This is a genomic window from Alphaproteobacteria bacterium US3C007, assembly GCA_034423775.1.
Lineage (GTDB): Bacteria > Pseudomonadota > Alphaproteobacteria > Rhodobacterales > Rhodobacteraceae > Thalassovivens > Thalassovivens spotae.
Window position 1 is genome coordinate 429,231 of the sequence record CP139918.1, and the last position, 26,214, is coordinate 455,444.

Sequence of the window (26,214 nt, forward strand, 5' to 3'; positions counted from 1 at the left end):
CTTCACCGCGTTGGCACGGGGGTTGGGCCTCGATAATCGTAAAATCCACGCTGCGTTTTACGCCCAAGCCAACCGGCTTCTACATATTTGGTCATTAACGGACAGGGCCGGTATTTGGTATCGGCCAAGCCTTCATGCAACACATTCATAATCGCCAAACATGTATCCAAACCGATAAAATCGGCCAGTTCGAGAGGGCCCATCGGATGATTGGCCCCCAGACGCATCGATTGATCAATCGATTCAACCGACCCCACCCCTTCGTAAAGCGTGTAAACGGCTTCATTGATCATCGGCATTAAAATCCGATTCACGATAAAAGCGGGAAAATCTTCAGCGCTGGCCGCTGTTTTACCAAGCGTATTAACCACCGTGAGGCAGCTGTCATAGGTCGCCTTATCCGTGGCAATTCCACGAATAAGCTCAACGAGGTCCATTACCGGCACCGGGTTCATGAAATGAAACCCCATAAATTTTTCGGGCCGATCCGTGCGGCTGGCCAAGCGTGTGATTGAGATCGAAGAGGTGTTCGATGTCAAAATGGTATGGGGCTGCAAATGCGGCACAAGCGCCTCAAAGATGCTATGTTTCAGCGCCTCTTTTTCAGTTGCCGCTTCAATCACCAAATCCGCAGCGCCCAAATCGGGCAGGGCCAAGGTGGTAGAAATCCGCGCAATAGCGTCAACTTTCTGATCAGCAGTTATTTTCGCGCCTTTTACCTGACGCGCCAAATTGCGATCAATAACAACGCGCGCATTGTCCAAAGCCGCCTGATTAAGATCCGTTATGGTCACCTGATATCCGGCCAGCGCCAGAACATGCGCAATACCATTGCCCATCTGCCCGGCCCCGATCACTCCAACTTTTTGAATATCCACGCCGCGCGCTCCTTTTAATGCTTGGCAGAGCATAGGCATTCAGAGCAAAGAGGTGCAAGGGCTGGCGGTTTTCTTATCAAAGTTTTCTGAAGACTTTTCTAAAAGCTGCAAAAAGAAAGGGCCAAATGCTTTGCCAACCTTTAAAACGCATTCCTTGCTGCGCCGCGCATTTGAAATGGCGCCAAATAATGCGCCAAAAACCAACTTAGACTTTTTGCTTCGCCGCGCATAAAAAAACCTAACCTGCTGGCATGTCGACTTGGGTATAGTCAGATCGCCTTGATCAATCGACAAGCGGCTCACAGCGGCGTGAAACCGTCAGAGGCGCACCCCTGACTAAAAAGCCCGCGCATGCGGGCTTCTTGTTCTGTAAATTTATAGGATGGGTTTACACCAGCTTATCAGTCAGCTCTGGTACTGCTTCAAACAAATCAGCAACAAGTCCAAAATCAGCAACTTGAAAAATAGGCGCTTCTTCATCTTTGTTAATGGCCACGATAATTTTGCTGTCTTTCATTCCGGCCAAATGCTGGATCGCACCGGAAATTCCAACCGCCACATACAGATCGGGCGCAACCACCTTGCCCGTTTGACCCACTTGCCAATCATTCGGAGCATACCCAGAGTCAACCGCCGCGCGCGAGGCGCCAACAGCCGCATTCAATTTATCAGCTAGGTTTTCGATCATCGCAAAATCATCTTGGCTGCCAACGCCGCGGCCGCCCGACACGACCACGCCCGCAGACGTCAGTTCGGGGCGATCGCTGCTGGCCACCTTATCTTCAATCCATTGTGACAATTCAGGATTGGGCACAGCTGAAATACTTTCAACCGCTGCGGCACCGTTGCTACCAACGGCGTCAAAATTTGCCGTCCGCACGGATAACACCTTTTTGGAATCGCCGCTTTTCACGCGTTGAATGGCATTGCCTGCATAAATCGGGCGTTCAAACGTATCTGCATCGACCACAGCCGTGATATCGGTGATCACCATCACGTCCAATAGGGCCGCAACACGGGGTAGAATATTTTTAGCGGAATTTGTTGCCGGAGCAACGAAATGAGAATAATCGCCCGCCAATGACACGATAAGATCTGCAATCGGTTCTGCAAGGCCATTTCCATAGGCCGCATCATCCGCACATAGCACTTTGCCTACCCCATCCAATTGCGCGGCAGCCGAAGCAGCCGCGCCGCAGCCCGCAGACGCGCATAAAACCGTAACATCACCCAAAGCTGTGGCCGCGCTCACCGCTTTTGCAGTGGCGTCTACGGCCAATTCATTGCCATTTACTTCTGCCAAAAGAAGAACTGCCATTATACTGCTCCTGCCTCTTTAAGTTTTTCAACCAGCTCATCGACCGAGCCCACTTTTATCCCGGCCGAACGCGCTTCGGGTTCGCCCGTATTCACAATGCTCAGGCGCGGCGCGACATCCACGCCCAAATCCGCCGCAGTTTTCTGATCCAAAGGCTTTTTCTTAGCCTTCATTATATTGGGCAGCGAGGCATAGCGAGGCTCATTCAACCGCAAATCAACCGTAACAATCGCCGGCATAGTCACTTTAATCGTTTGCAGACCACCATCGACCTCGCGGGTGACAACCGCAGCATCGCCCTCAACGCTCAATTCAGATGCAAAGGTGGCCTGTGACCACCCCAACAGCGCGGCCAGCATTTGACCCGTTGCGTTCATATCATTGTCAATGGCTTGCTTGCCGCAGAGCACCAAACCAGGCTGCTCTTCATCCACAATCGCTTTGAGTATTTTTGCCACGGCCAAAGGCTCAATATCTTGATGTACGTCTTCGGCGGCAACCACAAGGATTGCGCGATCCGCGCCCATCGCCAAGGCGGTACGCAAGGTTTCTTGGGCTTTTTCAACGCCAACAGACACCGCGATAATCTCATCTGCCTTGCCCGCCTCTTTCAGACGGATTGCTTCCTCAACCGCGATTTCATCAAACGGGTTCATCGACATTTTGACATTGGCCAAATCGACGCCAGACCCATCCGCTTTCACGCGCACTTTCACATTATAATCTATTACGCGTTTGACAGGCACCAATACCTTCATGGGGAGATCTCCTTCGCATTTTACGCTTTTTTAGCGCATCACCCATCCAAAATCTCACCCGTGATAATCCTATGGCGCCGAAAACGACAGCGAAAAATCGTCACAGTATGGGTCTAGGACGTCGCGTTTTTACAAAAAAATGCGATTTGACTTATCTATTTGCACCAGGAACCCATAGCACGTCGTCAGCGCCAGCATTATTGGCGACGCGGCCTGCCACGAAGAACCAATCGCTCAACCGGTTCAAATACCGCACAGCATCGGGGTTGATCGCTTCCATGGTTGCAAGCTCAACACAAAGGCGCTCTGCACGGCGCGCCACAGTACGGCACACGTGTAGATGCGCTGACAACACGCTGCCGCCGGGCAAAATAAAGCTGCGTAAAGGCGAAAGTTGGGCATTCAGAACATCAATTTCATTTTCCAAACGCGTCACTTGCGATCCAGCCATGCGCAAGGGTGCGTATTCCGCTTCGTGATCGCGTTCCATCTCGGGACGGCACAGATCCGCGCCCAAATCAAACAGATCGTTCTGGATCAAGGAAAGCCATTGCCCCATATCACCATCTGCATGCAACCGGGCAACGCCCACCGTGGCGTTCAACTCATCAACCGTACCATAGGCATTTACGCGCATAGAATGTTTGGCGACACGCGTGCCATTGCCCAGCGCGGTTTCACCATCATCTCCGGTTTTGGTGTAAATTTTGTTTAAAACAACCATCTCAATCTCCTTAACGCGCAAAATAAACGAAGAGCAAAATCAACAGCACCGCGATGAATTGCGCAAAAATACGCAAGCGCATCAACTTATTTGCGTATTTGCGATTGAATTCACCACCCCGACCAAAGCCGCCAATGCCAATCATCAAAATGATTGCCACCGCTGCCATCGCCAAAATAACGATAATAAAAAGGGGATCTTGCGCCATATTCTGTGTTTCCATTCTGCCTCACGTTTTATGTAGGCGTCTTCTTCCAAAAAGCGAAGGCCAATCTCCATGATTATGCGGCCCAGCCCTTTAACCGCGGGTCAGAAGGTAATCCAAAGCGCGCTGCGGTAGCAACCGGCGCATCCAACTGGCCATATAGGTGGGGGTGGTCACATAATAGCTGGCTTTTGGCGTCTTAACGCTGAGCGCGCGCAGCAGCGTATCGCTGACCGCACTGGCTGGCAATTCAAACTTATCTGGCCCCGCATCTTCATAAAGACGTTTTACCAAGTGACGTTCATAAAATACCGCGCGGGCTGATCCGCGCCAATCAATCCATTTCTCAAAATGTGGAATTGCGTTTTGACGAATATGACTGGTGATCGGCCCCGGTTGAATTAGCACCACATCAATCGGGCTATCGCGCATTTCAAGCCGCAAAGTATGTGTCAGCCCTTCCAACGCAAATTTGCTGGCCACATATGCCCCCCGCCATGGCAAGGCAACAAAGCCCAGCACTGAAGAACAATTGAGAATGCGCCCAAAACCCTGCGCGCGCATGATTGGAATGACTTGGCGGGTTAAATCGTGATATCCAAAGAGATTGGTTTCAAACAAAGCGGCTAAAGCGGCGCGTGGCAGATCCTCAACCGCGCCTGGGCAGGCAAAAGCGCCATTGTTGAACACTGCATCAAGGCGCCCATCGGTTTTTTCGAGCACTTCTTGCAACCCCGATGCGATGGTGTTCTCCAAACTGTAATCTATCCGTACGCTCTCCAAGCCTTCGGCGCGCAGACGTGCCACATCATCCGCTTTCCGGCAACTGGCAAAAACCCGCCAACCTTCCGCCTGCAGCCGATGCGCCGCATCATAGCCAATGCCGGAAGAACATCCGGTGATGAGAATCGATTTTTGTTCCATCAGCTTTATACCCGTTTTAACCCAGTCCCCCTTGCGCATAATTTCCAGAAGGAGGCAATGTTTTATCGGTTTTGACAGCCAACCAAGCAGAAATGAATGTTTAAAGCAGACCGTTTAAAAAATTATGTCGCAGCCGCTTTACCTGCCAGAACACAGCGGCTATCACATCATCTATGGATGAAATAACCGACGACCCCAATATAGATGGCATCTCCTCTGAACCGCTGCGGCGGGCGATTGGCGATCGGTATTTAACCTATGCGCTCTCCACGATCATGCATCGCGCCCTGCCCGATGCCCGCGATGGCTTGAAGCCTGTGCATCGCCGCATCCTTTATGCGATGCGCGAATTGCGCCTCAGCGCAACTGGCGGGTTTCGTAAATCGGCCAAGATCAGCGGCGATGTGATGGGCAATTATCATCCCCATGGCGATGCTGCGATCTATGATGCGATGGCGCGCTTGGCCCAAGATTTCAATGTACGTTACACGCTTGTCGATGGGCAGGGAAATTTTGGCAATATTGACGGCGATAACCCTGCGGCCAGCCGCTATACAGAAGCACGCATGACCGCAGTTGCCGAAGCACTTTTGGAAGGTTTGAACGAAAACGCGGTTGATTTTCGCGAAAATTACGATGGCACTTTGAGCGAGCCTGTAGTGCTGCCCGCCAGCTTTCCCAACCTATTGGCCAATGGCTCAAGCGGCATCGCGGTTGGCATGGCGACCAATATTCCGCCGCACAATATTGTCGAACTTTGTGATGCCTGCTTGCATTTGATCAAAACACCAGACGCCCGAGACGATACGCTTTTGACCTATGTAAAAGGCCCTGATTTCCCCACCGGCGGCGTGATCGTAGAAACCCCTGAATCGATGGCGCAAGCCTATCGTAGCGGCCGCGGTTCGTTTCGGTTGCGGTGCAAATGGCATGTCGAAGATCTTGGGCGCGGGCAATGGCAAATTGTGATAACGGAAATTCCGTTTCAAGTTCAAAAATCCAAGTTAATCGAAAAAATCGCTGAATTAATCCAACTGAAAAAGCTACCGATTTTGGGTGATGTGCGCGATGAAAGCGCAGAAGATATCCGCCTTATCATCGAGCCACGGTCGAAGAACGTCGATCCGGATATGTTGATGGGTATGATGTATCGCAACTCGGATCTGGAAATTCGCTTTGCGATGAACATGAATGTCTTGATCGATGGGCTGACCCCAAAAGTTTGTAGCATGAAAGAGGTGTTGCGGGCCTTTTTGGATCATCGCCAAGAGGTACTTTTGCGCCGTAGCAAATACCGGATCGATAAAATAGATCACCGGTTGGAAGTTTTAAACGGCTTGATCATTGCGTTTTTGAATCTGGATCGGGTGATCGATATTATCCGCTATGATGAGGATCCAAAAGCCGCGCTTATGGCCGAAATCTGGGATCCCTCAAAACCCCGCGCCACGTCTGAGGCCGATTATCGCGGCCCAAATCTTGAACAAACAGGCAGCCTCAGCGATGTTCAAGCAGAAGCTATCCTGAACATGCGCCTTCGTTCGTTACGGCGCTTGGAAGAGGTGCAATTGGTAAATGAGCGCGAGGCGTTGACCCTCGAGCGTGCGGGGTTGCAGGCCCTGCTGGATGATACGGCGCTGCAATGGGCGAAAGTGTCTGAAGAAATCAAAGCCACAAAAAAACAATTCGGCAAAGACTATGCTGGTGGCGCGCGGCGTACGGTGTTTTCAGAAGCACAAGACGTTGAAGATGTGCCGATTGAAGCGATGATCGATCGCGAGCCAATCACCGTTGTCTGCAGCAAAATGGGGTGGATCCGCGCGATGACCGGGCATATCGACCTTGCCCGCGAGCTTAAGTTCAAGGATGGCGATGAAAGCGCTTTTATATTCCACGCCGAAACCACCGATCGGCTATTGGTCTTTGCCAGCAACGGCCGCTTTTACACAATCTCGGCCGCCAATCTGCCCGGAGGGCGAGGCATGGGCGAACCGCTGCGGTTGATGGTAGATTTGCCAAATGACTGCGAAATACTGGATATTTTAATTCATAAACCCGGGCGCCGATTGTTGGTGGCCTCTGATGCGGGGGATGGGTTTATTGTACCAGAGGATGAGATCATCGCCCAAACGCGCAGCGGCAAACAAGTGCTGAACGTACGCGGCGATGTCAAGGCAAAGACCTGCTTGCCGATTGCGGGGGATCACGTTGCGGTTGTGGGTGAAAATCGAAAAGTCTTGGTGTTTTCGATTGAAGAGCTTCCAGAAATGAACCGCGGCAAAGGCGTGCGGCTTCAAAAATATAAAGATGGCGGCCTGTCAGACGTAACCACCTTTGATATGGCCGCAGGGCTCAGCTGGCTAGATCCGGCAGGACGCACGCGCACCGAAACGGATCTGCTGGAATGGACCTCAAAACGGGCCAGCGCGGGCCGCATGGCACCGCGCGGTTTCCCGCGCGATAACCGCTTTACAAAGCCGCCCGCCTCAAACGATTAAGAGTGCGCGGAAATCATTCACATTAGTGCCTGTCGGCCCTGGCGAAAATAATTCACCCAGGGCGTCAAAAGCGCTGAACGCATCATTATTGGCAAGCGAGGCTCTTGGCTGAAGGCCCAGTTTCTGCAGCCGGACCAGCGTATCCGGGCCAACAAAGGCCCCAGCATTGCTTTCAGAGCCATCAATACCATCAGTATCGGCGGCAAAGCCATACACGCCTGCCATCCCATCAAGCTCAATGGCCAAAGCCAAAAGAAACTCAGTATTGCGCCCGCCGCGCCCATTGCCCTTTAACGTGACAGTGGTTTCCCCGCCTGACAACAATAACACAGGTTTGCGAAACGGCCGATCGCGCAGCGCAATTTCACGTGCTATGGCCGCATGCATGCGGGCGATATCAGCCGCCTCGCCCTCAATCGCATCGGACAGGATCATCGCGGGTATTCCCAACGCCCTTGCGCGCTGCGCCGCGGCTTCCAGCGATAAGCGCGCAGATCCAATCAAACGCGCGCGATGCCCCTTAAAAACAGGATTATTGGGCAAAGGGGCCTGCACTGTGGCAATCGCGTCGCGCATGCGCTTTGGTAAATCAAGGCGATAATTATCAATTGCCGCCAATGCCTCTGCGGCCCCGCGATGATCCGGAAGGGTTGGCCCAGAAGCCACTTGCGCCATATCATCGCCCGGAATATCGGATAATACCAAAGACAGAACCGGCGCTGGGTAAGCCGCCGCGGCAAGCCGCCCGCCCTTGATTTTGCTGAATTGTTTGCGCAGCGCGTTCATCGCTGAAATGGGCGCCCCCGAGGCCAATAAAGCTGCGTTTAAACCCTGTTCATCGGCAAGCGTGAACCCCTCGGGCGGGCAAGGCAATAATGAAGATCCTCCGCCGCAAATCAAAGCCACCACCAAATCATCCGGCGTCAAGCCCGCAACCGCATTCAGCAGCGCGGCACTGGCCCGCTCGCCCGCGGCATCCGGCACAGGATGTGCAGCCTCCAAAACCGTGATCGACTGACAGGCGATTGCGTATCCATATCGGGTTACAATAACGCCGGTGACCGGGGCCTCATAAAGATCTTCAAAGGCAGCGGCCAATTGCGCAGCGCCTTTTCCAGCCCCCACCACAACCGTCCGGCCTTTCGGCGGGCTTGGCAAATGATCTTTCAGCACAGATTTGGCATCCGCAGCATCCACCGCGACCGCAAACAGCGTTTCAAACAGGATTTTTGGATTTTCTATCATGCTTATTTGCTAGCGCGAAGGCAGCACAGGGTAAAGAAAGAAAGGCAAAATAGATTTCAAGCACAAATCCTGATACCGATCCGCCTTAGCCTCGCCATGAAAAGACCGATCAAACGGGCTAGGGTTAAAAACTTTTTTGCATCAAAAATCCGCATTTTATGGTTTTGTTGACTCGATTCGGAGCCAGCCGCGGGATTTAAATTTCCAAAATTTCAGTTTTGGACCTAAAATCAGTTATCAACTGGCCCTATCGAAAGCATAAGAAGTAGGCTGAATGAAGCAAAGAGAAAACAGAATCCGCCCAGCGATCGGGCGCAGATAGAACAAGGAGACGTCAGATGGACGGAGCGCTTTACGATAACGATATTTCCAATGTGGTCGAAGCTGACCGCGCCCATGTCTGGCATCACCTGATACAGCACAAGCCTTTTGAAACCAATGACCCTCGGATTATTGTCGAGGGCAAGGGAATTAAGGTTTGGGATCAAAACGGAAAAGAACATGTTGACGGAGTCTCTGGCGGCGTTTGGACCGTTAACGTCGGCTATGGGCGCGAAAGCATTGCCAACGCGGTGCGCGATCAATTGATTAAGCTTAACTATTTCGCGGGCTCTGCCGGCTCGATCCCCGGGGCGCTGTTCTCGGAAAAACTGATTAGCAAAATGCCGGGTATGAGCCGGGTTTATTATTGTAACTCTGGATCTGAGGCGAATGAAAAAGCCTTTAAAATGGTGCGTCAGATCGCACATAAGCGCTATGGCGGCAAAAAGCATAAGATCCTGTATCGTGACCGTGATTATCACGGCACCACCATTGCAACGCTTTCCGCCGGTGGCCAAGATGAGCGCAACGCCCAATACGGACCCTTTACGCCAGGCTTCGTGCGGGTTCCCCATTGTTTGGAATACCGCGCCCAGTGGGATCTGACGGGCGAAGCCTACGGCAAACGCGCCGCTGACGCGATTGAAGAGGTGATTTTGGCAGAAGGGCCTGAAACCGTTGGCGCCTTGTGCCTTGAGCCAGTGACAGCTGGCGGCGGTGTTATCACCCCTCCGGAAGGTTATTGGGAACGCGTGCAAGAAATATGCACAAAATATGATATTTTGCTGCATATCGATGAAGTTGTCTGCGGCATCGGGCGCACCGGAACCTGGTTCGGGTATCAAAATTATGGCATCAAACCCGATATGGTAACGATGGCAAAAGGCGTGGCCTCAGGATATGCCGCAATTGCCTGCATGGTCACCACCGAAGCCGTTTTTGATATGTTCAAAGACGACGCCAGCGATAAGATGAATTATTTCCGCGATATTTCAACCTTTGGCGGCTGTACCGCCGGCCCAGCTGCGGCGATCGAAAATATGCGGATCATCGAAGATGAAGGGCTTCTCGAAAATACGCTTGCGATGGGCGCGCATATGATCGAAAACTTGAACGCGTTGGCCGAAAAACATCCTGTGATCGGCGATGTGCGCGGAAAAGGGTTGTTCTGCGGCGCCGAACTGGTGGCCGACCGCGCCACCAAAGAACCCGCTGATGAGAAGAAAGTGCAGGCTGTTGTGGCCGATTGTATGGCGCAAGGCGTGATCATCGGCGCCACCAACCGGTCATTGCCAGGCTTTAACAACTCGCTATGTTTCAGCCCTGCGCTCATCGCCACAAAAGACGATATCAACCACATCACCGAGGCGGTTGATCAAGCGCTGGGGCGCGTTTTCGCAAGCTAAGCCAGGCCCTAAAAGCCATTCTCTTGCCCCAGGTAAGGGGCAAGAGGGGCCCGCCATTTGGCCGCATTTAGGCCAACCAAAAGACCCGCCCCATGCCTTTTCTGCGCAATATGAACGGTCGGGATTCTGCGTTTACCTTTTTGGAAAAAACAGGCTAAACTGGACTTATGTCCATCCCAATAGAAACTTTCTTTTTAGATCCAGACGCCGAGGGCACGCTGCAGGGCCGCATTCAACAAATGATCGCGGAAGGCATTTTATCAGGGCGATTTCAGAAAAATGAAAAATTGCCATCAACGCGGCGCCTTGCGACGCATTTGGGCATTAGCCGCATTACCGTTACATTGGCCTATACCGAATTACTGGCCAATGAATACCTGACCTCGAAAGGGCGCTCAGGATATTATGTGTCCCCCGAAGCGCCCGAACCCCCCCAGTTTAAGCCACTGCCTAAATCGGAAGAAAAGGTGGATTGGACACGCGCCATCGCCAAGCATTATTCAGAAACATCCACCTTTGAAAAACCCGAAGATTGGGCGCGCTATAAATTTCCCTTCATTTATGGGCAAACCGATCCCTCGCTTTTTGATCACGCAAACTGGCGCGCATGCGCGATGAAAGCGCTTGGCGCGAAAGACTTCCCATCTTTAACCGCCGATTACTTTGATCGCGATGATCCCGAGCTTATTGAATTTATCGCCCGGCAAACCTTACCCCGACGCGGGATCATCGCAGCTCCGGATGAGATTTTGGTTACATTGGGTGCGCAAAATGCCTTGTGGCTGTCAACGCAAGTGTTGCTCAACCAGCGCCGCAAAGCCGTGATCGAAAACCCTTGTTATCCGGCCTTGCGCGATATTCTGTACCAGTCGCGCTGCCATATTGCCGCGGTGGATGTGGATGATTATGGCCTGCCCCCGCATCGGATCCCAAATGACAGCTCGGTTATCTTCACAACCCCAAGCCATCAATGTCCAACAACGGCCACCATGCCATTGCAGCGCCGCAAAGCCCTATTGTCCAAAGCGCAAGCCTTAGATGCTTTAATCATCGAGGATGATTACGAATTCGAAATGTCGTTTTTGACGCCGCCATCTCCAGCCTTGAAATCATTGGATGAAGATGGCCGCGTGATTTACGTTGGATCCTTTTCCAAATCGCTCTTTCCTGGGCTACGGCTTGGATATTTGGTCGGGTCTGTGGCTTTTATCCGCGAAGCGCGGGCGCTGCGTGCCAGCGTTCTGCGCCACCCCCCGGGCCATATTCAAAGAACCGCTGCCTATTTTCTGCGCCTTGGCCATTATGATGCGCTGATCAAACGCATGGGAAAAACATATTTACAGCGCAGCAAAGTGATGGAGCAAGCAATCGCAGACCATAGCCTTGAAATTGCCGGCAAAGGGATGCATGGCGGCTCTTCTTTCTGGATGCGCGCGCCAAATGGTTGTGACACCACTGAATTGGCCGCTAAGCTCAGAGAGCAAAGCGTGTTGATCGAACCAGGGCAAGCTTTTTTTAACGACAGCACGCCGCCCAAAAACTATTATCGTTTGGCGTTTTCCTCAATTCCCGCGGATAAAATTAACGCGGGTATCGCAGGAATAGCGGCGATCCTGCGCTAATCTGGATCTATTTTGCATATCAAACTGGCCCTAACAGTCGCGACGGCGCCTTTGTAAACAGACCATGTAAATTATGGCTATGATGCCCGATTCCAAATCGTTCCCTCAGGAGACCCAGCAAGATGAAAATGACAACCGAAGAAGCCTTTGTAAAAACCCTACAAATGCATGGCATAGAGCACGCATTTGGTATTATCGGCTCGGCCTTCATGCCCATTTCGGATATTTTCCCGCAAGCAGGTATCTCTTTCTGGGATTGTGCTCATGAAGGTTCGGGCGGCATGATGGCCGATGGCTATACCCGCGCCTCGGGCAAAATGTCGATGATGATCGCGCAAAATGGCCCCGGTATTACAAATTTTGTAACCGCCGTAAAAACCGCCTATTGGAACCACACACCTTTGCTTTTGGTAACGCCGCAAGCCGCCAATAAAACCATTGGGCAAGGTGGGTTTCAGGAAGTGGAGCAGATGGCCCTGTTTGAAGATATGGTGGCCTATCAAGAAGAAGTACGCGATGCCAGCCGCGTAGCAGAAGTTCTAAACCGGGTGATATTGAACGCCAAGCGCGCTTCGGCCCCGGCGCAAATCAATATGCCGCGCGATTTCTGGACTCAAGTGATCGATATTGACCTACCCGAAATCGTAAGCTTCGAGCGGCCCAATGGCGGCAGCGATGCCATCGCGCAGGCAGCAGCGCTTCTGGATTCAGCCGCGTTTCCAGTGATTTTAAACGGTGCCGGGGTAATTTTGGCAGATGGGATTGAAGCAAGCAAGAAGCTTGCCGAGCGCCTCGATGCACCCGTTTGCGTGGGCTATCAGCATAATGACGCCTTCCCCGGCTCGCACCCGCTTTTCGCAGGCCCGCTGGGATATAACGGATCAAAAGCCGGGATGGAGCTGATTTCAAAGGCGGATGTTGTTTTATGCCTTGGCACCCGCTTGAATCCGTTTTCCACACTGCCGGGATATGGCATCGATTACTGGCCAAAAGACGCAAAAATCATTCAGGTTGATATCAATGCGGACCGTATTGGATTGACCAAAAAGGTCAGCGTCGGAATTATCGGCGATGCGAAGAAAGTTGCCGAAGGCATTTTTGAACAACTCTCGGGATCGGCCGGCGATGCCGGGCGCAGCGAACGCAAAGCCGCCATTGCCCAAACCAAATCTGCTTGGGCGCAACAACTTTCGAGCATGGATCACGAAGAAGATGATCCCGGCACCACATGGAACCAGCGTGCGCGCTCTGCCAAGCCCGATTGGATGAGCCCCCGCATGGCCTGGCGTGCGATCCAAAGCGCTCTGCCCAAAGATGCGGTGATCAGCTCTGATATTGGCAATAATTGCGCGATCGGAAACGCCTATCCCAGCTTTGAAGAAAGCCGTAAATATCTTGCGCCAGGCTTGTTTGGCCCCTGCGGCTACGGGCTTCCCTCAATCGTTGGTGCCAAAATTGGATGTCCGGATGTGCCCGTTATTGGGTTCTCGGGCGATGGGGCGTTCGGCATTGCCGTGACCGAGCTAACCGCAATTGGCCGGGGGGAATGGCCCGCCGTCACGATGATCGTTTTCCGGAATTATCAATGGGGCGCAGAAAAGCGTAACTCAACTCTGTGGTACGAAGATAACTTCGTGGGAACCGAGCTTGATACGCAAGTATCTTATGCCGGTATCGCGCAAGCATGCGGTCTACAAGGCGTTCAAGCCCACACGATGGATGAATTGCGCGATGCATTAAACAAAGCGGTTGAGGATCAAATGAAACATGGCAAAACCACCCTGATTGAGGCCATGATCAACCAAGAACTGGGCGAACCGTTCCGCCGCGATGCGATGAAGAAACCGGTTGCGGTTGCGGGCATTAGCGCCTCGGATATGCGACCACAAACCGTCTAAACCAAAGGAAACGCCCCCAGCGGGGCGTCTCAGGCCTTTGTGATAAAATTTCCGCCGGTGGGCTTGTTTTGGGCATGCACCAAAATCCATCGGCGGAGACCAATTTTATTGAGAGGAAGCAGATCATGCCGAAAGCCAAAGAGACCGCTTTGATATTGGTTTTAAACGCGGGATCCTCTTCCATTAAATTTGCCGTTTTTGACATCGAACTCCGACAAGAAATTGGTGGCATTGTTGAAGGGATCGGCGGAGCCTCAACGATCAAGATCGCCGATCAATCGCGCGCGATACCCTTCATCGATCATAAATCGGCGCTCAGCGGTATCTTATCCGCATTGGCAGAAAATCATTACGGCTTAGAGCGATTTTCGGCGGCAGCGCACCGAGTGGTGCACGGCGGGCGCAAGCTAACCGCTCCGGTGCGCCTTACCCCAGATATCCGCGTTGAAATTGGTAATTGCACGCCTCTTGCACCTTTGCACAACCCGCATAATCTGGCCGCCATTAACACTTTGGCCGAACTGGCGCCCGACCTGCCCCAATATGCCAGCTTTGACACCTCGTTCCACGCAAGCAACCCAGAAGTTGCCACGCGCTATGCGATTCCCCGGATGATCGAAACCAAAGGCATCCGGCGCTACGGGTTTCACGGGTTGTCCTTTTCCTCATTGGTGCGTCAGTTGCCGCATATATCAGGAGAAAAGCTTCCCTCGCGTTTACTAGCCTTTCATTTGGGAAATGGTGCCAGCCTCTGCGCGATTAGAAACGGCCAATCTGTTGCCACCACGATGGGATATTCACCGCTCGATGGCTTGACCATGGGCACCCGCTCAGGCGGGATCGATGCAAATGCGGTTTTGCGCCTGGTGGAAGATAATGGCCTTGATCGAACCAAAGCGATCCTAAACCATGAAAGCGGCTTGCTTGGATTGTCGGGCGGTAAATCAGATATGCGCAATCTGATGCTGGATCCAAGCGCTGACAGTGCCTTTGCCATCGAACATTTCTGCTATTGGTCTTTGCGCCATGCCGGATCCTTAATCGCAGCCATGGAAGGGCTTGATGCGATTGCTTTCACCGGCGGGATTGGTGAAAACGCTCTCGGGGTCCGCGCGCGGATTTTGCGAGGTTTGGAATGGGCTGGCGTGCGGATGAACCCAGATGCAAATCATGGTCACAAGCCGCGCTTGCAGGCGGAAAGTTCAAAAGTATCAATATGGGTTGTACCCGCCAAAGAAGAAGAAACTATCGCCGCAGATGCACTGGCGCTGATTCAGGCGCAATAGATGTTTTACCCCAGTGCCACAGTCACCGCCGTTGCTGCTACAATATCCGACACGCTGGCCCCGCGACTAAGATCACAAACCGGTTTTGAAAACCCTTGTAACATTGGCCCGATCGCCTGCGCGCCGGCCAGTTCTTGGGCCAATTTATATGCAATATTGCCGGCATTAAGATCGGGAAAAATCAATACATTGGCCTGCCCTTGGCCCAATGATTTTTTCGCTGCAATCGCGGGGTTTAGCGCCGCATCAGCTTGGATTGGACCCAAAAAACCCGTTTCTTGGGCGGCAGCGGCGACCAAATCAACGCTTTCTCCGCTGCCCGACGCCCCCGTTGAAAAGGAGAGCAACGCCATATCAACGCGGTCCAGCAAGGCCTTAGCAGATTGTTCAGACGCACGCGCAATATCCGCCAATTGTCCCGCATCAGGGGCTAGGTTCAGCGCGCAATCGGCAAAAATCATATCGCGGCCATCAGGGAAAAGCATCAGAAAGAATGAAGAAGGCGTGCGCACGCCAGGGCGCAGCCCGATCACAATGCTGGCCGCTTCAATCACCCGTTTTGTTGGACTGTCAGCGCCAGCCACCATCGCATCCGCCGCCCCCGAGGCCACCATCGCGGCAGCTCTAAACAAAGGCTTGGCCAACATTCGCCTGGCAATCGCTTCTTTCAACCCGCGGCGTTCAACCAAACCAGCGACCATCGCATCGCTCACAGGGCTTAGTGGAACCGGATCCGCCAGCCCCTTTGCGCGCAGCTGTTGCGCCGCTTCAGCAATTCGCGGATCTTCCATTTCCGGCAACACCACCCGCGCGGCACGCGCTTTCGCGCGATCAAATATATTTTCAAGAACCGACATGATGACCTCCATCTGTCGAGCAAGGAGCCTAAAATGAGCACAGACGTCAAGATCAACCGTGGTCTAAAAAGTATTTATTTTGAAAGATCTGGCGTAAGCCATATTGACGGCGCCAAGGGCGAGCTCAGTTACCGCGGCTATTCGATCCATGATTTGGCCACCAAATCTACCTTTGAAGAGGTCAGCTATCTTTTGATCTATGGGGAATTGCCGACACCGCCCCAACTGGCAGAGTTTGAGCACAAATTGAAAGCGGCGCGCCAATTGCCCCCGGCAGTGTATGAGATCATCAAAGCAGCCAGCGCCGGGCACCCGATGGATGTATTGCGCACCGCCGTATCAAGCTTGGCCGCGTTAGAGCCCGACAGCCAAAAAGTCAGCGAAGCAGATTTTGTCGAAAATGGTATCCGCCTGACCTCACAAGTGCCGATGATCATCGCTGCGCATGAAAATATCCGCAAAGGGCGCCACCCTATTGCGGCGGATCCAACCCTGAGCCATGCCGCCAATTGGTTATGGATGTTGAAGGGGGAAGTGCCCTCTGAAGATGCGGCAAGATTGGCAGATGTTGATTTTATCCTTCATGCTGAGCATGGCAGCAATGCCAGCAGCTTCGCCGCCCGCGTCACGATCGGAACCGAAGCCAATTTGCATGGCGCCATCGTCACTGCGCTGTCCACGCTGGCGGGGCCGGCGCATGGCGGCGCGGCAGAAGATGTGATGAAAATGGTGCAGGAAATCGGCACACCCGAGAATGCGGCCGCATATGTTAAAGAGAAACGCGGCAAACGTGAGCCGGTGACCGGATTTGGCCACCGCGTTTATCGCGCCGAGGATCCGCGCGCGCGTCACATGCGCGAAGGTGTGCGTAAATTGGGCGAAGAAATGGGAGCGCCGGAATGGTATGAAATATTGCAGGGCGTGGTTGGAGCGATGAAACCCTATGCGCGCCATGGGCTAAACGTGAATGTCGATTTCTATTCAGGCGTGATCTACCAGCTGCACGGTATTCCAATGGATCTTTACGTTCCAATTTTTGCCATTGGCCGCATGCCAGGATGGATAATCCAATGCGTTGAACAATTGCAGGGAAACATTTTAATACGGCCGCTGACCTTGTATAATGGCCCGGAAATGCGCAACTATGTGAGCCTTGATGATCGATAGAACTGCATCATATCAACGTTGTGAGGGGCTTTGTTGCTTCGCAGGGTCAGCCGCTTAAATGTTTGAAACCTTAAGCAGCGCGCTGGCTCTTACAATGGCAGATATAATCGCGCTGGCGCTAATTTGTTTTGCCGCCGGACTGGTGCGCGGCTTCTCTGGCTTTGCGCTTTCGGCTGTGGCCATGGCCTCTGCGGCCAGCTTTATTCCACCTGTCGAATTAATTCCTTTATGTTGGTGGCTGGAAATCGCAGCAAGCGCGCTTTTAATTCGAGGCAATTGGCAAAATGCCCAGAAAAAAACTGTTTTACGGCTTTCGATTGGCACTTTGATTGGGCTGCCTTTGGGCCTGCTTCTCACCACGAATGTGCCTGTAGCACTGTCGCAGAATATCGCCTTGCTGCTGATCATGGTGCTTGCGACGCTGCTGCTGATTGGTCTGCGCCTGGAAGCGTTGCACAAACCCCTTGGAACGGTTTTTGCCGGGATCGGCGCTGGCTTGGGCACGGGATTGGCCAGCGTGGGGGGCATGGTGGTCGCAATTTTCATGCTGTCTTTTCAAGGCTCGGCCACAACCATGCGCGCAACGGTCATCTTATTTTTGCTACTCAGCAGCGGCCTCAGCGTGGCAAATTATTTTTTATTTGATGTCATGACCCAAATCGCCGTGTTTCGCGGTATATTTTTTATTATTCCGGCAATAATCGGGGTGCATCTTGGAACGAAACTCTTTATCCCGAAATGGGAACATTTTTACCGACCCTTTTGTTTGACCCTGCTGATCATCTTGTCAGGCACGGGATTGGTAAGACTCATCGCGTAAAATCAGGAAAGCGTCACATGAAAGACCAACCATATCTGGACACATCGCCAAAAGTCTCAGACGAAATACGGAAAACCACCTGTTACATGTGCGCGTGCCGCTGTGGCATCAACGTTCATATGAAAGAGGGGAAAGTTGCCTATATCGAGGGCAATCGTGACCACCCTGTGAACAAAGGCGTTTTATGCGCCAAAGGCAGTGCCGGCATTATGCAGGTGAATGCCCCGTCTCGCTTAAACGCGCCGCTCAAACGCGTTGGGCCCCGCGGTTCTGGCCAGTTTGAGGAAATAAGCTGGGATGAGGCGCTCGATATGGCGGCGGGCTGGCTCAAACCAATCCGCGACGAAAATCCTGAAAAGTTGGCCTTTTTTACGGGCCGTGATCAATCGCAAAGCTTTACCAGCTTCTGGGCTCAAAATTTTGGCACCCCGAATTATGCAGCGCATGGCGGCTTTTGCAGCGTCAATATGGCGGCGGCAGGCATCTACACAATGGGCGGTGCATTTTGGGAGTTTGGTCAACCAGATTGGGACCATACCAAATTGTTTGTGCTCTTTGGCGTGGCCGAAGATCATGACAGTAATCCAATCAAAATGGGCCTTGGCAAGTTAAAAGAACGCGGCGCCAAAGTGATTGGCGTTAATCCCATCCGCACTGGCTATAACGCTGTTGCCGATGAATGGGTGGGCATTACCCCGGGCACGGATGGGTTGTTCATCCTTTCGTTGATCCATGAACTGTTAAAAGCGGGCAGAATTGATCTGCATTATCTGTCACAATATACAAATGCGCCGGTTTTGCTGGATGCGGAAACCGGGCTTTTGATGCGCGATGAAAATGGCAAAGAACTGGTCATTGATCGCAGCACAAAAAAACCTGCCCCCTTCGATCAAAAAGGCGTAAAACCCGATTTGAACGGCAGCCGCCGTATTGGCGGCACGACGCATCGTACGGTTTTTCATGCAATGATCGAACGCTATCTTGACCCGCAATATGCCCCCGAAGCTGTGGCCAAAGACGTGGGTATCCCAGCTGGTAAAATTCGTGCTATCGCGAATGAGCTGGCGCGGGTGGCCTTTGACGAAGCCATTGAGCTGGATCAAGAATGGACCGATTTTCGCGGTGAAACCCATACAAAAATGACCGGGCGGCCCGTCAGCTTCCACGCGATGCGCGGGATTTCAGCACATTCGAACGGGTTTCAGACATGCCGTGCGCTGCATATTTTGCAGATCATTTTGGGCAGCGTCGAAGCCCCGGGTGGCTTTCGCTTTAAACCCCCCTATCCAAAGCCGGCAACAATCCATCCAAAGCCGCATTGCAAAACCACTCCGGGTGCACCGCTTGACGGTCCGCATCTGGGTTTTGTGCATGGGCCAGAAGATCTTTGCTTGAAAGAAGATGGCAGCCCGGCGCGGATTGATAAGGCGTTCACCTGGGAAAACCCAATGTCGGCGCATGGTTTGATGCATATGGTGATTTCAAACGCGCATGCCGGAGATCCCTATAAGATCGACACATTGTTTATGTATATGGCAAATATGTCATGGAATAGCTCGATGAACACCCGTGGCGTGATCGATATGCTTACCGATCAAGATGAAAACGGCGAGTATGTGATCCCTAGGATCATTTATTCGGATGCGTATTCTTCTGAAATGGTTGCCTATGCCGATCTGATCCTGCCCGATGCAACTTATCTAGAGCGCCATGATTGCATCAGCCTGCTTGACCGCCCGATTTGTGAGGCCGACGGATTGGCGGATGCAATCCGCTGGCCGGTGATCGAGCCCGACCGCGATGTGCGCGGCTTCCAATCCGTGCTCTGCGAGCTTGGCGCAAAACTGGATCTACCAGGCTTTGTGAATGAGGATGGCACCCAGAAATACGCCGATTATGGAGATTACATCGTATCGCATGAGCGCAAACCGGGCATTGGCCCATTGGCAGGCTTTCGCGGCGATGGCAGCGATTCCGGGCGCGGAGCGCCAAATCCAAAACAGCTTGAGCGCTATATCGAAAATGGTGGTTTTTTCGTTGAGCATGTTCCCGAAGGTGCCAATTACTATAAGCCTTGGAACAGCGCCTATCAGGATTGGGCCGTGAAAATGGGCATTATTGACAGCCCGCAACCCTATTTATTTCAACTCTATGTCGAGCCAATGCGTAAATTCCAACGCGCGGCAGAAGGCCATGGCGACAGACAACCGCCAGAGCATCTGCGCGATCGGATCAAAGAAACGCTGGATCCCCTGCCAATTTGGTATGCGCCCGCAGAGGATTCGCATATCGACCTGACAGAATATCCGATCCATGCCTTAACCCAGCGCCCAATGGCGATGTATCATAGCTGGGGTACGCAAAATGCCTGGTTAAGGCAGATCCATGGGATGAACCCGCTATATTTGCCGAGCAAATTGATGCAAGAAAATAACTTGATTGATGGCGAATGGGCAAAAGTAAGCTCAGTCCATGGCAATATTACTGTCCCGGTGATGGAAATGGCCGCGTTAAACGAAAATACCGTCTGGACATGGAACGCGATTGGCAAGCGCAAAGGGGCCTGGGCTCTGGACGAACAAGCCCCCGAAGCCACCAAAGGGTTTCTGCTCAACCATCTGATCCACGAGCTACTCCCCCCTAAGGGCGATGGTTTGCGGTGGGCCAATTCAGACCCGATCACGGGGCAAGCCGCGTGGTTTGATTTGCGCGTGAAAATTGAAAAAGCACCGCCGCCAAGCGAAAGCCAACCGGCTTTACCCACACTGAACTCTCCTGTTCAGCCAGGACCGAAAAATCTAGAATGGAAGGTGGGAGAATGACAACCTTACCCACGCAAACCAACCGCAAGCTGGGGCTTGTGATTGATCTTGATACATGTGTTGGCTGCCATGCCTGCGTGATCAGCTGCAAAGGCTGGAACACTGAAAATTATGGCGCCCCGCTCAGCGATCAAGATGCCTATGGCGGCAATCCAAGCGGTACCTTTTTGAACCGCGTACACAGCTATGAAATGCAACCCGAACAGGGCGGCGCGGCGCAATTGGTACATTTTCCAAAATCCTGCCTGCATTGCGAAGACGCCCCATGCGTTACCGTCTGCCCGACAGGCGCCAGCTACAAGCGCGTTGAAGACGGCATTGTCTTGGTGAATGAAAGTGATTGTATCGGCTGTGGCCTATGCGCCTGGGCCTGCCCCTATGGCGCGCGCGAATTGGATGCGGCTGCCGGCGTCATGAAGAAATGTACGCTCTGCGTGGATCGGATTTATAATGAAAACCTACCCGAAGAAGATCGCGAACCCGCTTGCGTGCGCACCTGCCCTGCAGGCGCCCGCCATTTTGGTGATTTCGCCGATCCCGACAGCCATGTAAGCCAGCTAAGCGCAGCGCGCGGCGGTATGGATTTAATGCCCGAACAAGGGACAAAACCGGTGAATAAATATCTGCCACCGCGGCCAAAAGATACGATGGATGAAATTGATATTTTGGCCCCGTTCTTAGAGCCCGTGGCCGAAGAGACCACGGGGTTTATGGCTTGGCTCGATAAAACTTTGGAGAAAATCTAATGCATCCAGCGCCTTCCGTTATTATTTTCACTTCGCTGACGGGCCTTGGCTTTGGGCTTTTGGTCTTTTTAGGGCTTGGCCTGCCCGATACTTCTGGAGTCGTGGCCTTTGTCTTCTTTGCAATCGCTTATCTGCTAGCCATTGGCGGTTTGATTTCCTCGACGTTCCATTTGGGGCGCCCCGAACGCGCAATTAAAGCCTTTTTGCAATGGCGCAGCAGCTGGTTGAGCCGCGAAGCGTGGCTGGCAGTGGCATCTTTGCTCGTGATGGCGATTTACGGCGCAGGTTTGGTGTTTCTTGATACACGCTGGGGCGTATTGGGCGTGATCGGTTCCGCCCTATCCTTGGCCACTGTGTTTTCAACAGCGATGATTTATGCGCAATTAAAAACCGTACCCCGCTGGAACACTGCCCTAACCCCATTGCTGTTTATCACGCTTGCTCTAACCGGAGGGGCAATCCTGTCTGGATCTGTGGATACGGCGCTTTTAATGTTAATTTCTGCCGGCATCGTTCAAATCGTGTATTGGATCAACGGCGATCAAGCTCTGGCCCGCTCTGGCACCAGCATGGCCAGCGCCACGGGATTGGCTGCCATGGGAACAGTCAAAGCCTTTGAACCACCGCATACAGGCACCAATTATCTGCTGAGAGAGTTTGTGCATATCGTGGGCCGCAAACATGCTGCAAAGCTACGCGTCATCGCGCTTATTTTGATGATTGGTACGCCAACTTTATTTTTGTCACTGCCCTTCAATCACTGGCTCGCGCTTGGCGCTGTGGCCACCCATATCGCGGGTGTCTTTACCTCTCGTTGGCTGTTCTTTGCTCAGGCGGAACATGTTGTTGGATTATATTACGGAAAACGATAGCCGCAGCACGAAAACTCTACATGCAGCGGCGGATCTAGCCGCTGTTAAGGCGCCGGCATCCGAGCTGTTTATAGATCCGGCAGCTTGGGCATAAGACTTTGGTTACGGTATAATGTCAGCTCATGGGTGCGGCTTGAAAAAGGGTACCCGACTGCCACAGCCGGTTTAGAAACACGCGCTCCCTCCCCCCTCTCAACGGTGCCCAAATGGGATCCACAGGTTGAACAAAATGATCTGCAGTGAATGGTGCATTAAACGCTTGCGGGGGATGTCGGGGCGTACGGCCACTCTATGACGGCGACTTCATCAAGCCAAGGCCAGCTCGCTGCACACTTCATAGCGCCAATGGCTTCCGGGGCCGCCGGCATCCTGTCAATTGGCCCCCGCAGGCAGCGTTTTGGCGCTGCACAAGCGCGCGATTGTTCAGCGCATAAACGCTGTTAAAGACCAAAAAAAAGCCCGAAGGCGCGCTTCGAGCTTTTCATATCTTGAATTTCAAAGACCAATCAGTGAAGCTTTTGTCCGACTTCCGCAATCGACCCATCGATCAATTTGTTCGCTTGCGCCGCGCTCATCTGCTCGGCAATCAAGCCACGCGCCGCCGCAATTGCCACGCTGACCGCTTGATCGCGCACTTCTCGCTCGGCCGCAGCCTGCGCAGACGTGATCCGATCCTCAGCAGCGGCCAGACGCCGTTCAATTGACGCTTGCAGGTCCGCTTTGCCTTGTTCAGCGGCGCTTGCAGCTTCTGCCCGGGCTGCCTCTACAATACGATCAGCCTGTTCTTGAACCTCTTTTTGCTTCCGCTCATATTCGGCCAAAATTCCTTGGGCTTCTTCGCGCAAAAGACGCGCTTGATCCAAGTCAGCTTGAATGCCTTCGGCGCGTTGATCCAGCAATTTCCCGATCATCGCGGGCACTTTGAGATAAATCAACGCCGCAATGAACAGAATAAACGCCAATAAAACGATGAAATTGGTATTTTTCAGCGACACAAACGGGCCAGAGGCAGCCCAAGCTGGGCTCGATAAAACCGCAAAGAGAAGAGGTGTAATATAACGCATGTTCTTAACCCTTCATCTCTTGCTTCACAGCAGCAGTAACGGCTTTCGTATCGCTCTTGCCGCCCAATGCCACGACCAAATCGGCGGTCGTTGCCGCGGCGACTTCCTTGACGCTGGCAAGGGCATTGCTGCGAATTTCGGCGATCGCCTCTTCACCGGCTTTTGCCTTTTCCGAAATTTGCGCATCGGCCGTGGCAATCGCCGCATCAAGCTCTTCTTTGATTTCGGCTTTGGTTGCCTCAACAATCCGCGCTGCCTCAGAGCGCGCATCATTCAGCGCTTTGTTATAGGCGGCTTCGGCTGAGACTGCTTTTTCTTTTAGTTCCTCTGCCATCGCAACGTCGTGGCTGATCGTTCCTTGGCGTTCGGCCAATACGGCCGCGATCCGTGGCAAAGCAAGCTTTGATAGAATCAGATAAATGGCAATTAAAGTGACCAGAAGCCAAAAAATCTGGTTTCCAAATGTTGAGAAATCCAATTGGGGCAAACCGCCCTCGGATGCCTCGGCAGCTTTGGATGCGGCAGTGGTGGTAGATGATGCCATCTCGTTCTCCGTCCTACGCGAAACCATTAGGATGAACGCGCCTTGCGTTCATCCCGCTCTTAGGTTCTTGCGTCGTGTGCTTAAACAGCAAACATCAACAGCAAAGCAACGAGGAATGAGAAAATACCCAATGCTTCGGCAAACGCGATACCGATAAACATCGTGGCTGTTTGTGCCGCTGCAGCGGATGGGTTTCTCAAAGCGCCCGCCAGAAAGTTTCCGACTACATGCCCAACGCCGATTGCGGCTCCGCCCATGCCTGTGCAGGCAAGTCCGGCTCCAATGTAAGCACCCATTTGTACGATATCGCCTTCCATGGCTTTCTCCTTCGTGTTTATTCTGGTTCGTTGTTAAAGATTAATGATGAGGGTGAAGTGCGTCCTTCAGATAAACGCACGTCAAAATAGCGAACACATAGGCCTGGATGAACGAAACCAAAACCTCGAGCGCGTAAATGGTCGAAATTGCAAGGACAGATAGCGGCGCGATCGCGGCGATGCCTGCAAATGCTGCAAACACCTTAATCACAGCGTGGCCCGCCATCATATTACCAGCAAGCCTGATTGAATGACTTACGGGGCGTACAAAGTAAGAAATGACTTCGATCAAAGCCAAAATTGGCCGCAGTGGTAAAGGCGCCGAAGAAATCCAAAACAGCGACAAGAAAGAAGCCCCATTTTTGGCAAACCCAATGATGGTTACCGCCAAAAATACCGCCATCGCCATCACCGCCGTCACCGCGATGTGCGATGTGGTGGTAAAGGACATCGGCAACAGCCCCAAAAAGTTGGCGCACAGGATAAACATAAATAGCGTCATGATATAGGGAAAATATCCAACCGCGTCTTTTCCGGCGACATCCTCAACCATCTTGTAAATAAATCCGTAAACCAACTCACCGATCGACTGACTACGGCTGGGAATGATTCCGCGATGCGAGGTGCCAAAAACCATAATCGCCAAAACTGCAACCACGGTCAAAGCCATCCATAAGGTTACGTTTGTGATCGTGTACCAATGCACCTCATTGCCCGCAAACAATGGTTGCACAATAAACTGATCCATCGGATGGAACGCCAGACCAGAGCCTTCACTTTGCGCTTCGCTTGCCACGATCAATCCTCTTCTTCATCCTTGGCCAATTCGGCCATCTGCTTTTCCTGGATTTCTTTTGCAGACCGCAACATAGTGCGCACGCCTGCTATGAAACCCAACATCGTAAAGGCAACTAAGAATACGGGTATCGTTCCAAATAGAACATCCAAACCGTATCCAATGCCAAAACCAATCCCAAGACCGGCCACCAACTCAATCACCATTCGCCATGCTAGTTGCGCAGCTTTGTGATGATCTTCTGCCTTTTCCTCTGGTTTAGCCCCCGATTTTGCCGCTTCGATACGCGCCGTTAGCGCTTCAAGCGGATTCCTATCATCGGGGCCAGTCACCTTCGCACTCCAGCAAAATTTCCGCTGGTGTAGTCTGGGTGCCGCGCCGAGTCAACCGCCTGATTCAAACCCGATAATAGCCAGTAAGCCCATGATAGTTATATGTTTTATTTTTAACCCGTACTACCTAGCCAGCCTATCCTTATTGGAAAATGCCCAAAACACGAATTTTTGCATATTCAACCATTCGGTTGACGATCCGAACCAGCGACTTTTAAATGGGCGTATGGACCAACAAATTGATTTGATCTTTGCAGCTATGGCAGATGCCACGCGGCGCAACATCCTAACGCTTTTGCTCGAAGATGATATGGCAGTGAGCGATGTCGCCGAACCTTTCGCAATATCTTTGGCGGCCGTGTCCAAACATTTGGCTATTTTAACGCGCGCTGGATTGATCAGCCAAGAAAAACGCGGCCGGGTGAAATGGTGCAAACTTGAACCGGATGCGATGCGTGCTGCCAGCATATGGCTGCAAGGGTTTGGGCAATTTGACGCTGTAGATCTTGACCAGTTCGAGCAGTTTCTCAAATCAGAATTGCCCGCAAGCGATTTTTGACGTTTGTAAAAAGGTGAAACGCCCCCCATCCGCAAACGGCGTCTTGATTTGCCTAAAATTTGCTTGCTATTCAGGCGCAACGTGCAGCTTTGGTTGACACTGCCGCATTTAACGATTAGATCGCCCTCAACTTATAGGAAGCAGTAAACTTCCGGTCCAAGGCATGTTCAGGATCGCCCCCCGTCAGCGAGGTTTCGCCCACGGGGGCAATTTTGGTTTTAGAACACTTAAACGG

General features: G+C 52.5%; 24 protein-coding genes. 11 read left to right on the forward strand and 13 right to left on the reverse strand.

Annotation, left to right across the window (positions count from 1 at the left end):
• Positions 1 to 2: 2 nt before the first annotated feature.
• From UM181_02205 to UM181_02230, 6 genes are all read right to left on the reverse strand, one after another.
• Complete coding sequence (locus UM181_02205) at positions 3 to 878, reverse strand: 3-hydroxybutyryl-CoA dehydrogenase (GenBank protein ID WQC63446.1); 876 nt, start codon at positions 876 to 878, stop codon at positions 3 to 5.
• 388 nt (positions 879 to 1,266) lie between these two features.
• Complete coding sequence (locus tag UM181_02210) at positions 1,267 to 2,196, reverse strand: electron transfer flavoprotein subunit alpha (GenBank protein WQC63447.1); 930 nt, start codon at positions 2,194 to 2,196, stop codon at positions 1,267 to 1,269.
• Positions 2,196 to 2,954, reverse strand: a complete 759-nt coding sequence (locus UM181_02215) for an electron transfer flavoprotein subunit beta/FixA family protein (protein WQC63448.1) — start codon at positions 2,952 to 2,954, stop codon at positions 2,196 to 2,198. The genes UM181_02210 and UM181_02215 overlap by 1 nt, the downstream gene beginning before the upstream one ends.
• A gap of 151 nt (positions 2,955 to 3,105) precedes the next feature.
• Entirely contained in the window at positions 3,106 to 3,678 is a 573-nt protein-coding gene (locus UM181_02220; GenBank protein WQC63449.1) for a cob(I)yrinic acid a,c-diamide adenosyltransferase, read from the reverse strand.
• Between the two features lie 10 nt (positions 3,679 to 3,688).
• The gene (locus tag UM181_02225; GenBank protein WQC64810.1) at positions 3,689 to 3,886 is read right to left on the reverse strand and encodes a twin transmembrane helix small protein; all 198 of its coding nucleotides are present in this window, start codon (positions 3,884 to 3,886) and stop codon (positions 3,689 to 3,691) included.
• A gap of 90 nt (positions 3,887 to 3,976) precedes the next feature.
• The gene (locus UM181_02230) at positions 3,977 to 4,807 is read right to left on the reverse strand and encodes an SDR family NAD(P)-dependent oxidoreductase (protein WQC64811.1); all 831 of its coding nucleotides are present in this window, start codon (positions 4,805 to 4,807) and stop codon (positions 3,977 to 3,979) included.
• 173 nt (positions 4,808 to 4,980) lie between these two features.
• On the opposite strand from UM181_02230, the gene UM181_02235 reads away from it, so the two are divergent.
• Positions 4,981 to 7,305: a DNA topoisomerase IV subunit A gene (locus UM181_02235; GenBank protein WQC63450.1), complete on the forward strand. Its 2,325-nt coding sequence runs from the start codon at positions 4,981 to 4,983 to the stop codon at positions 7,303 to 7,305.
• Here UM181_02235 and UM181_02240 read toward each other — a convergent pair.
• A complete protein-coding gene (locus UM181_02240; GenBank protein ID WQC63451.1) occupies positions 7,294 to 8,550 on the reverse strand; it encodes a glycerate kinase in 1,257 nt (418 codons plus the stop codon). The genes UM181_02235 and UM181_02240 overlap by 12 nt on opposite strands.
• A gap of 338 nt (positions 8,551 to 8,888) precedes the next feature.
• On the opposite strand from UM181_02240, the gene UM181_02245 reads away from it, so the two are divergent.
• The 4 genes from UM181_02245 (at position 8,889) to UM181_02260 (ending at position 15,083) form a co-directional block, all read left to right on the forward strand.
• The gene (locus UM181_02245; protein ID WQC63452.1) at positions 8,889 to 10,277 is read left to right on the forward strand and encodes an aminotransferase class III-fold pyridoxal phosphate-dependent enzyme; all 1,389 of its coding nucleotides are present in this window, start codon (positions 8,889 to 8,891) and stop codon (positions 10,275 to 10,277) included.
• 167 nt (positions 10,278 to 10,444) lie between these two features.
• Entirely contained in the window at positions 10,445 to 11,899 is a 1,455-nt protein-coding gene (locus UM181_02250) for a PLP-dependent aminotransferase family protein (GenBank protein WQC63453.1), read from the forward strand.
• A 122-nt stretch (positions 11,900 to 12,021) separates the two neighbouring features.
• On the forward strand, positions 12,022 to 13,797 hold the full coding sequence (xsc, locus tag UM181_02255; protein WQC63454.1) for a sulfoacetaldehyde acetyltransferase: 1,776 nt from the start codon (positions 12,022 to 12,024) through the stop codon (positions 13,795 to 13,797).
• Between the two features lie 125 nt (positions 13,798 to 13,922).
• Entirely contained in the window at positions 13,923 to 15,083 is a 1,161-nt protein-coding gene (locus UM181_02260) for an acetate/propionate family kinase (protein WQC63455.1), read from the forward strand.
• Between the two features lie 5 nt (positions 15,084 to 15,088).
• Here UM181_02260 and UM181_02265 read toward each other — a convergent pair whose 3' ends face one another.
• Positions 15,089 to 15,940, reverse strand: a complete 852-nt coding sequence (locus UM181_02265; GenBank protein ID WQC63456.1) for a phosphate acyltransferase — start codon at positions 15,938 to 15,940, stop codon at positions 15,089 to 15,091.
• A gap of 33 nt (positions 15,941 to 15,973) precedes the next feature.
• Here UM181_02265 and UM181_02270 point away from each other — a divergent pair, with 33 nt between their 5' ends.
• The 5 genes from UM181_02270 to UM181_02290 all read left to right on the forward strand — a co-directional run bounded on the left by UM181_02270 (position 15,974) and on the right by UM181_02290 (position 22,367).
• Positions 15,974 to 17,107, forward strand: coding sequence for a citrate/2-methylcitrate synthase (locus tag UM181_02270; GenBank protein WQC63457.1), 1,134 nt, complete (start codon positions 15,974 to 15,976; stop codon positions 17,105 to 17,107).
• Between the two features lie 94 nt (positions 17,108 to 17,201).
• A complete protein-coding gene (locus tag UM181_02275; protein WQC63458.1) occupies positions 17,202 to 17,927 on the forward strand; it encodes a TSUP family transporter in 726 nt (241 codons plus the stop codon).
• 17 nt (positions 17,928 to 17,944) lie between these two features.
• Positions 17,945 to 20,749, forward strand: a complete 2,805-nt coding sequence (locus UM181_02280) for a molybdopterin oxidoreductase family protein (protein ID WQC63459.1) — start codon at positions 17,945 to 17,947, stop codon at positions 20,747 to 20,749.
• A complete protein-coding gene (locus tag UM181_02285) occupies positions 20,746 to 21,495 on the forward strand; it encodes a 4Fe-4S dicluster domain-containing protein (protein ID WQC63460.1) in 750 nt (249 codons plus the stop codon). The genes UM181_02280 and UM181_02285 overlap by 4 nt, the downstream gene beginning before the upstream one ends.
• Entirely contained in the window at positions 21,495 to 22,367 is an 873-nt protein-coding gene (locus UM181_02290; protein ID WQC63461.1) for a DmsC/YnfH family molybdoenzyme membrane anchor subunit, read from the forward strand. The genes UM181_02285 and UM181_02290 overlap by 1 nt, the downstream gene beginning before the upstream one ends.
• A gap of 506 nt (positions 22,368 to 22,873) precedes the next feature.
• On the opposite strand, the gene UM181_02295 is transcribed toward UM181_02290, so the two are convergent.
• From UM181_02295 to UM181_02315, 5 genes are all read right to left on the reverse strand, one after another.
• Complete coding sequence (locus UM181_02295; GenBank protein ID WQC63462.1) at positions 22,874 to 23,431, reverse strand: F0F1 ATP synthase subunit B; 558 nt, start codon at positions 23,429 to 23,431, stop codon at positions 22,874 to 22,876.
• A gap of 4 nt (positions 23,432 to 23,435) precedes the next feature.
• A complete protein-coding gene (locus UM181_02300; GenBank protein ID WQC63463.1) occupies positions 23,436 to 23,975 on the reverse strand; it encodes a F0F1 ATP synthase subunit B' in 540 nt (179 codons plus the stop codon).
• An 80-nt stretch (positions 23,976 to 24,055) separates the two neighbouring features.
• Positions 24,056 to 24,292 carry a F0F1 ATP synthase subunit C gene (locus UM181_02305; GenBank protein ID WQC63464.1) on the reverse strand — a complete coding sequence of 79 codons (237 nt, stop codon included), beginning with the start codon at positions 24,290 to 24,292 and terminating at the stop codon, positions 24,056 to 24,058.
• 40 nt (positions 24,293 to 24,332) lie between these two features.
• Positions 24,333 to 25,088, reverse strand: a complete 756-nt coding sequence (locus tag UM181_02310; GenBank protein ID WQC64812.1) for a F0F1 ATP synthase subunit A — start codon at positions 25,086 to 25,088, stop codon at positions 24,333 to 24,335.
• Between the two features lie 2 nt (positions 25,089 to 25,090).
• The gene (locus UM181_02315) at positions 25,091 to 25,420 is read right to left on the reverse strand and encodes an AtpZ/AtpI family protein (protein WQC63465.1); all 330 of its coding nucleotides are present in this window, start codon (positions 25,418 to 25,420) and stop codon (positions 25,091 to 25,093) included.
• Positions 25,421 to 25,646: 226 nt separating this feature from the next.
• On the opposite strand from UM181_02315, the gene UM181_02320 reads away from it, so the two are divergent.
• The gene (locus UM181_02320) at positions 25,647 to 25,979 is read left to right on the forward strand and encodes a metalloregulator ArsR/SmtB family transcription factor (protein ID WQC63466.1); all 333 of its coding nucleotides are present in this window, start codon (positions 25,647 to 25,649) and stop codon (positions 25,977 to 25,979) included.
• Positions 25,980 to 26,214 lie beyond the last annotated feature (235 nt).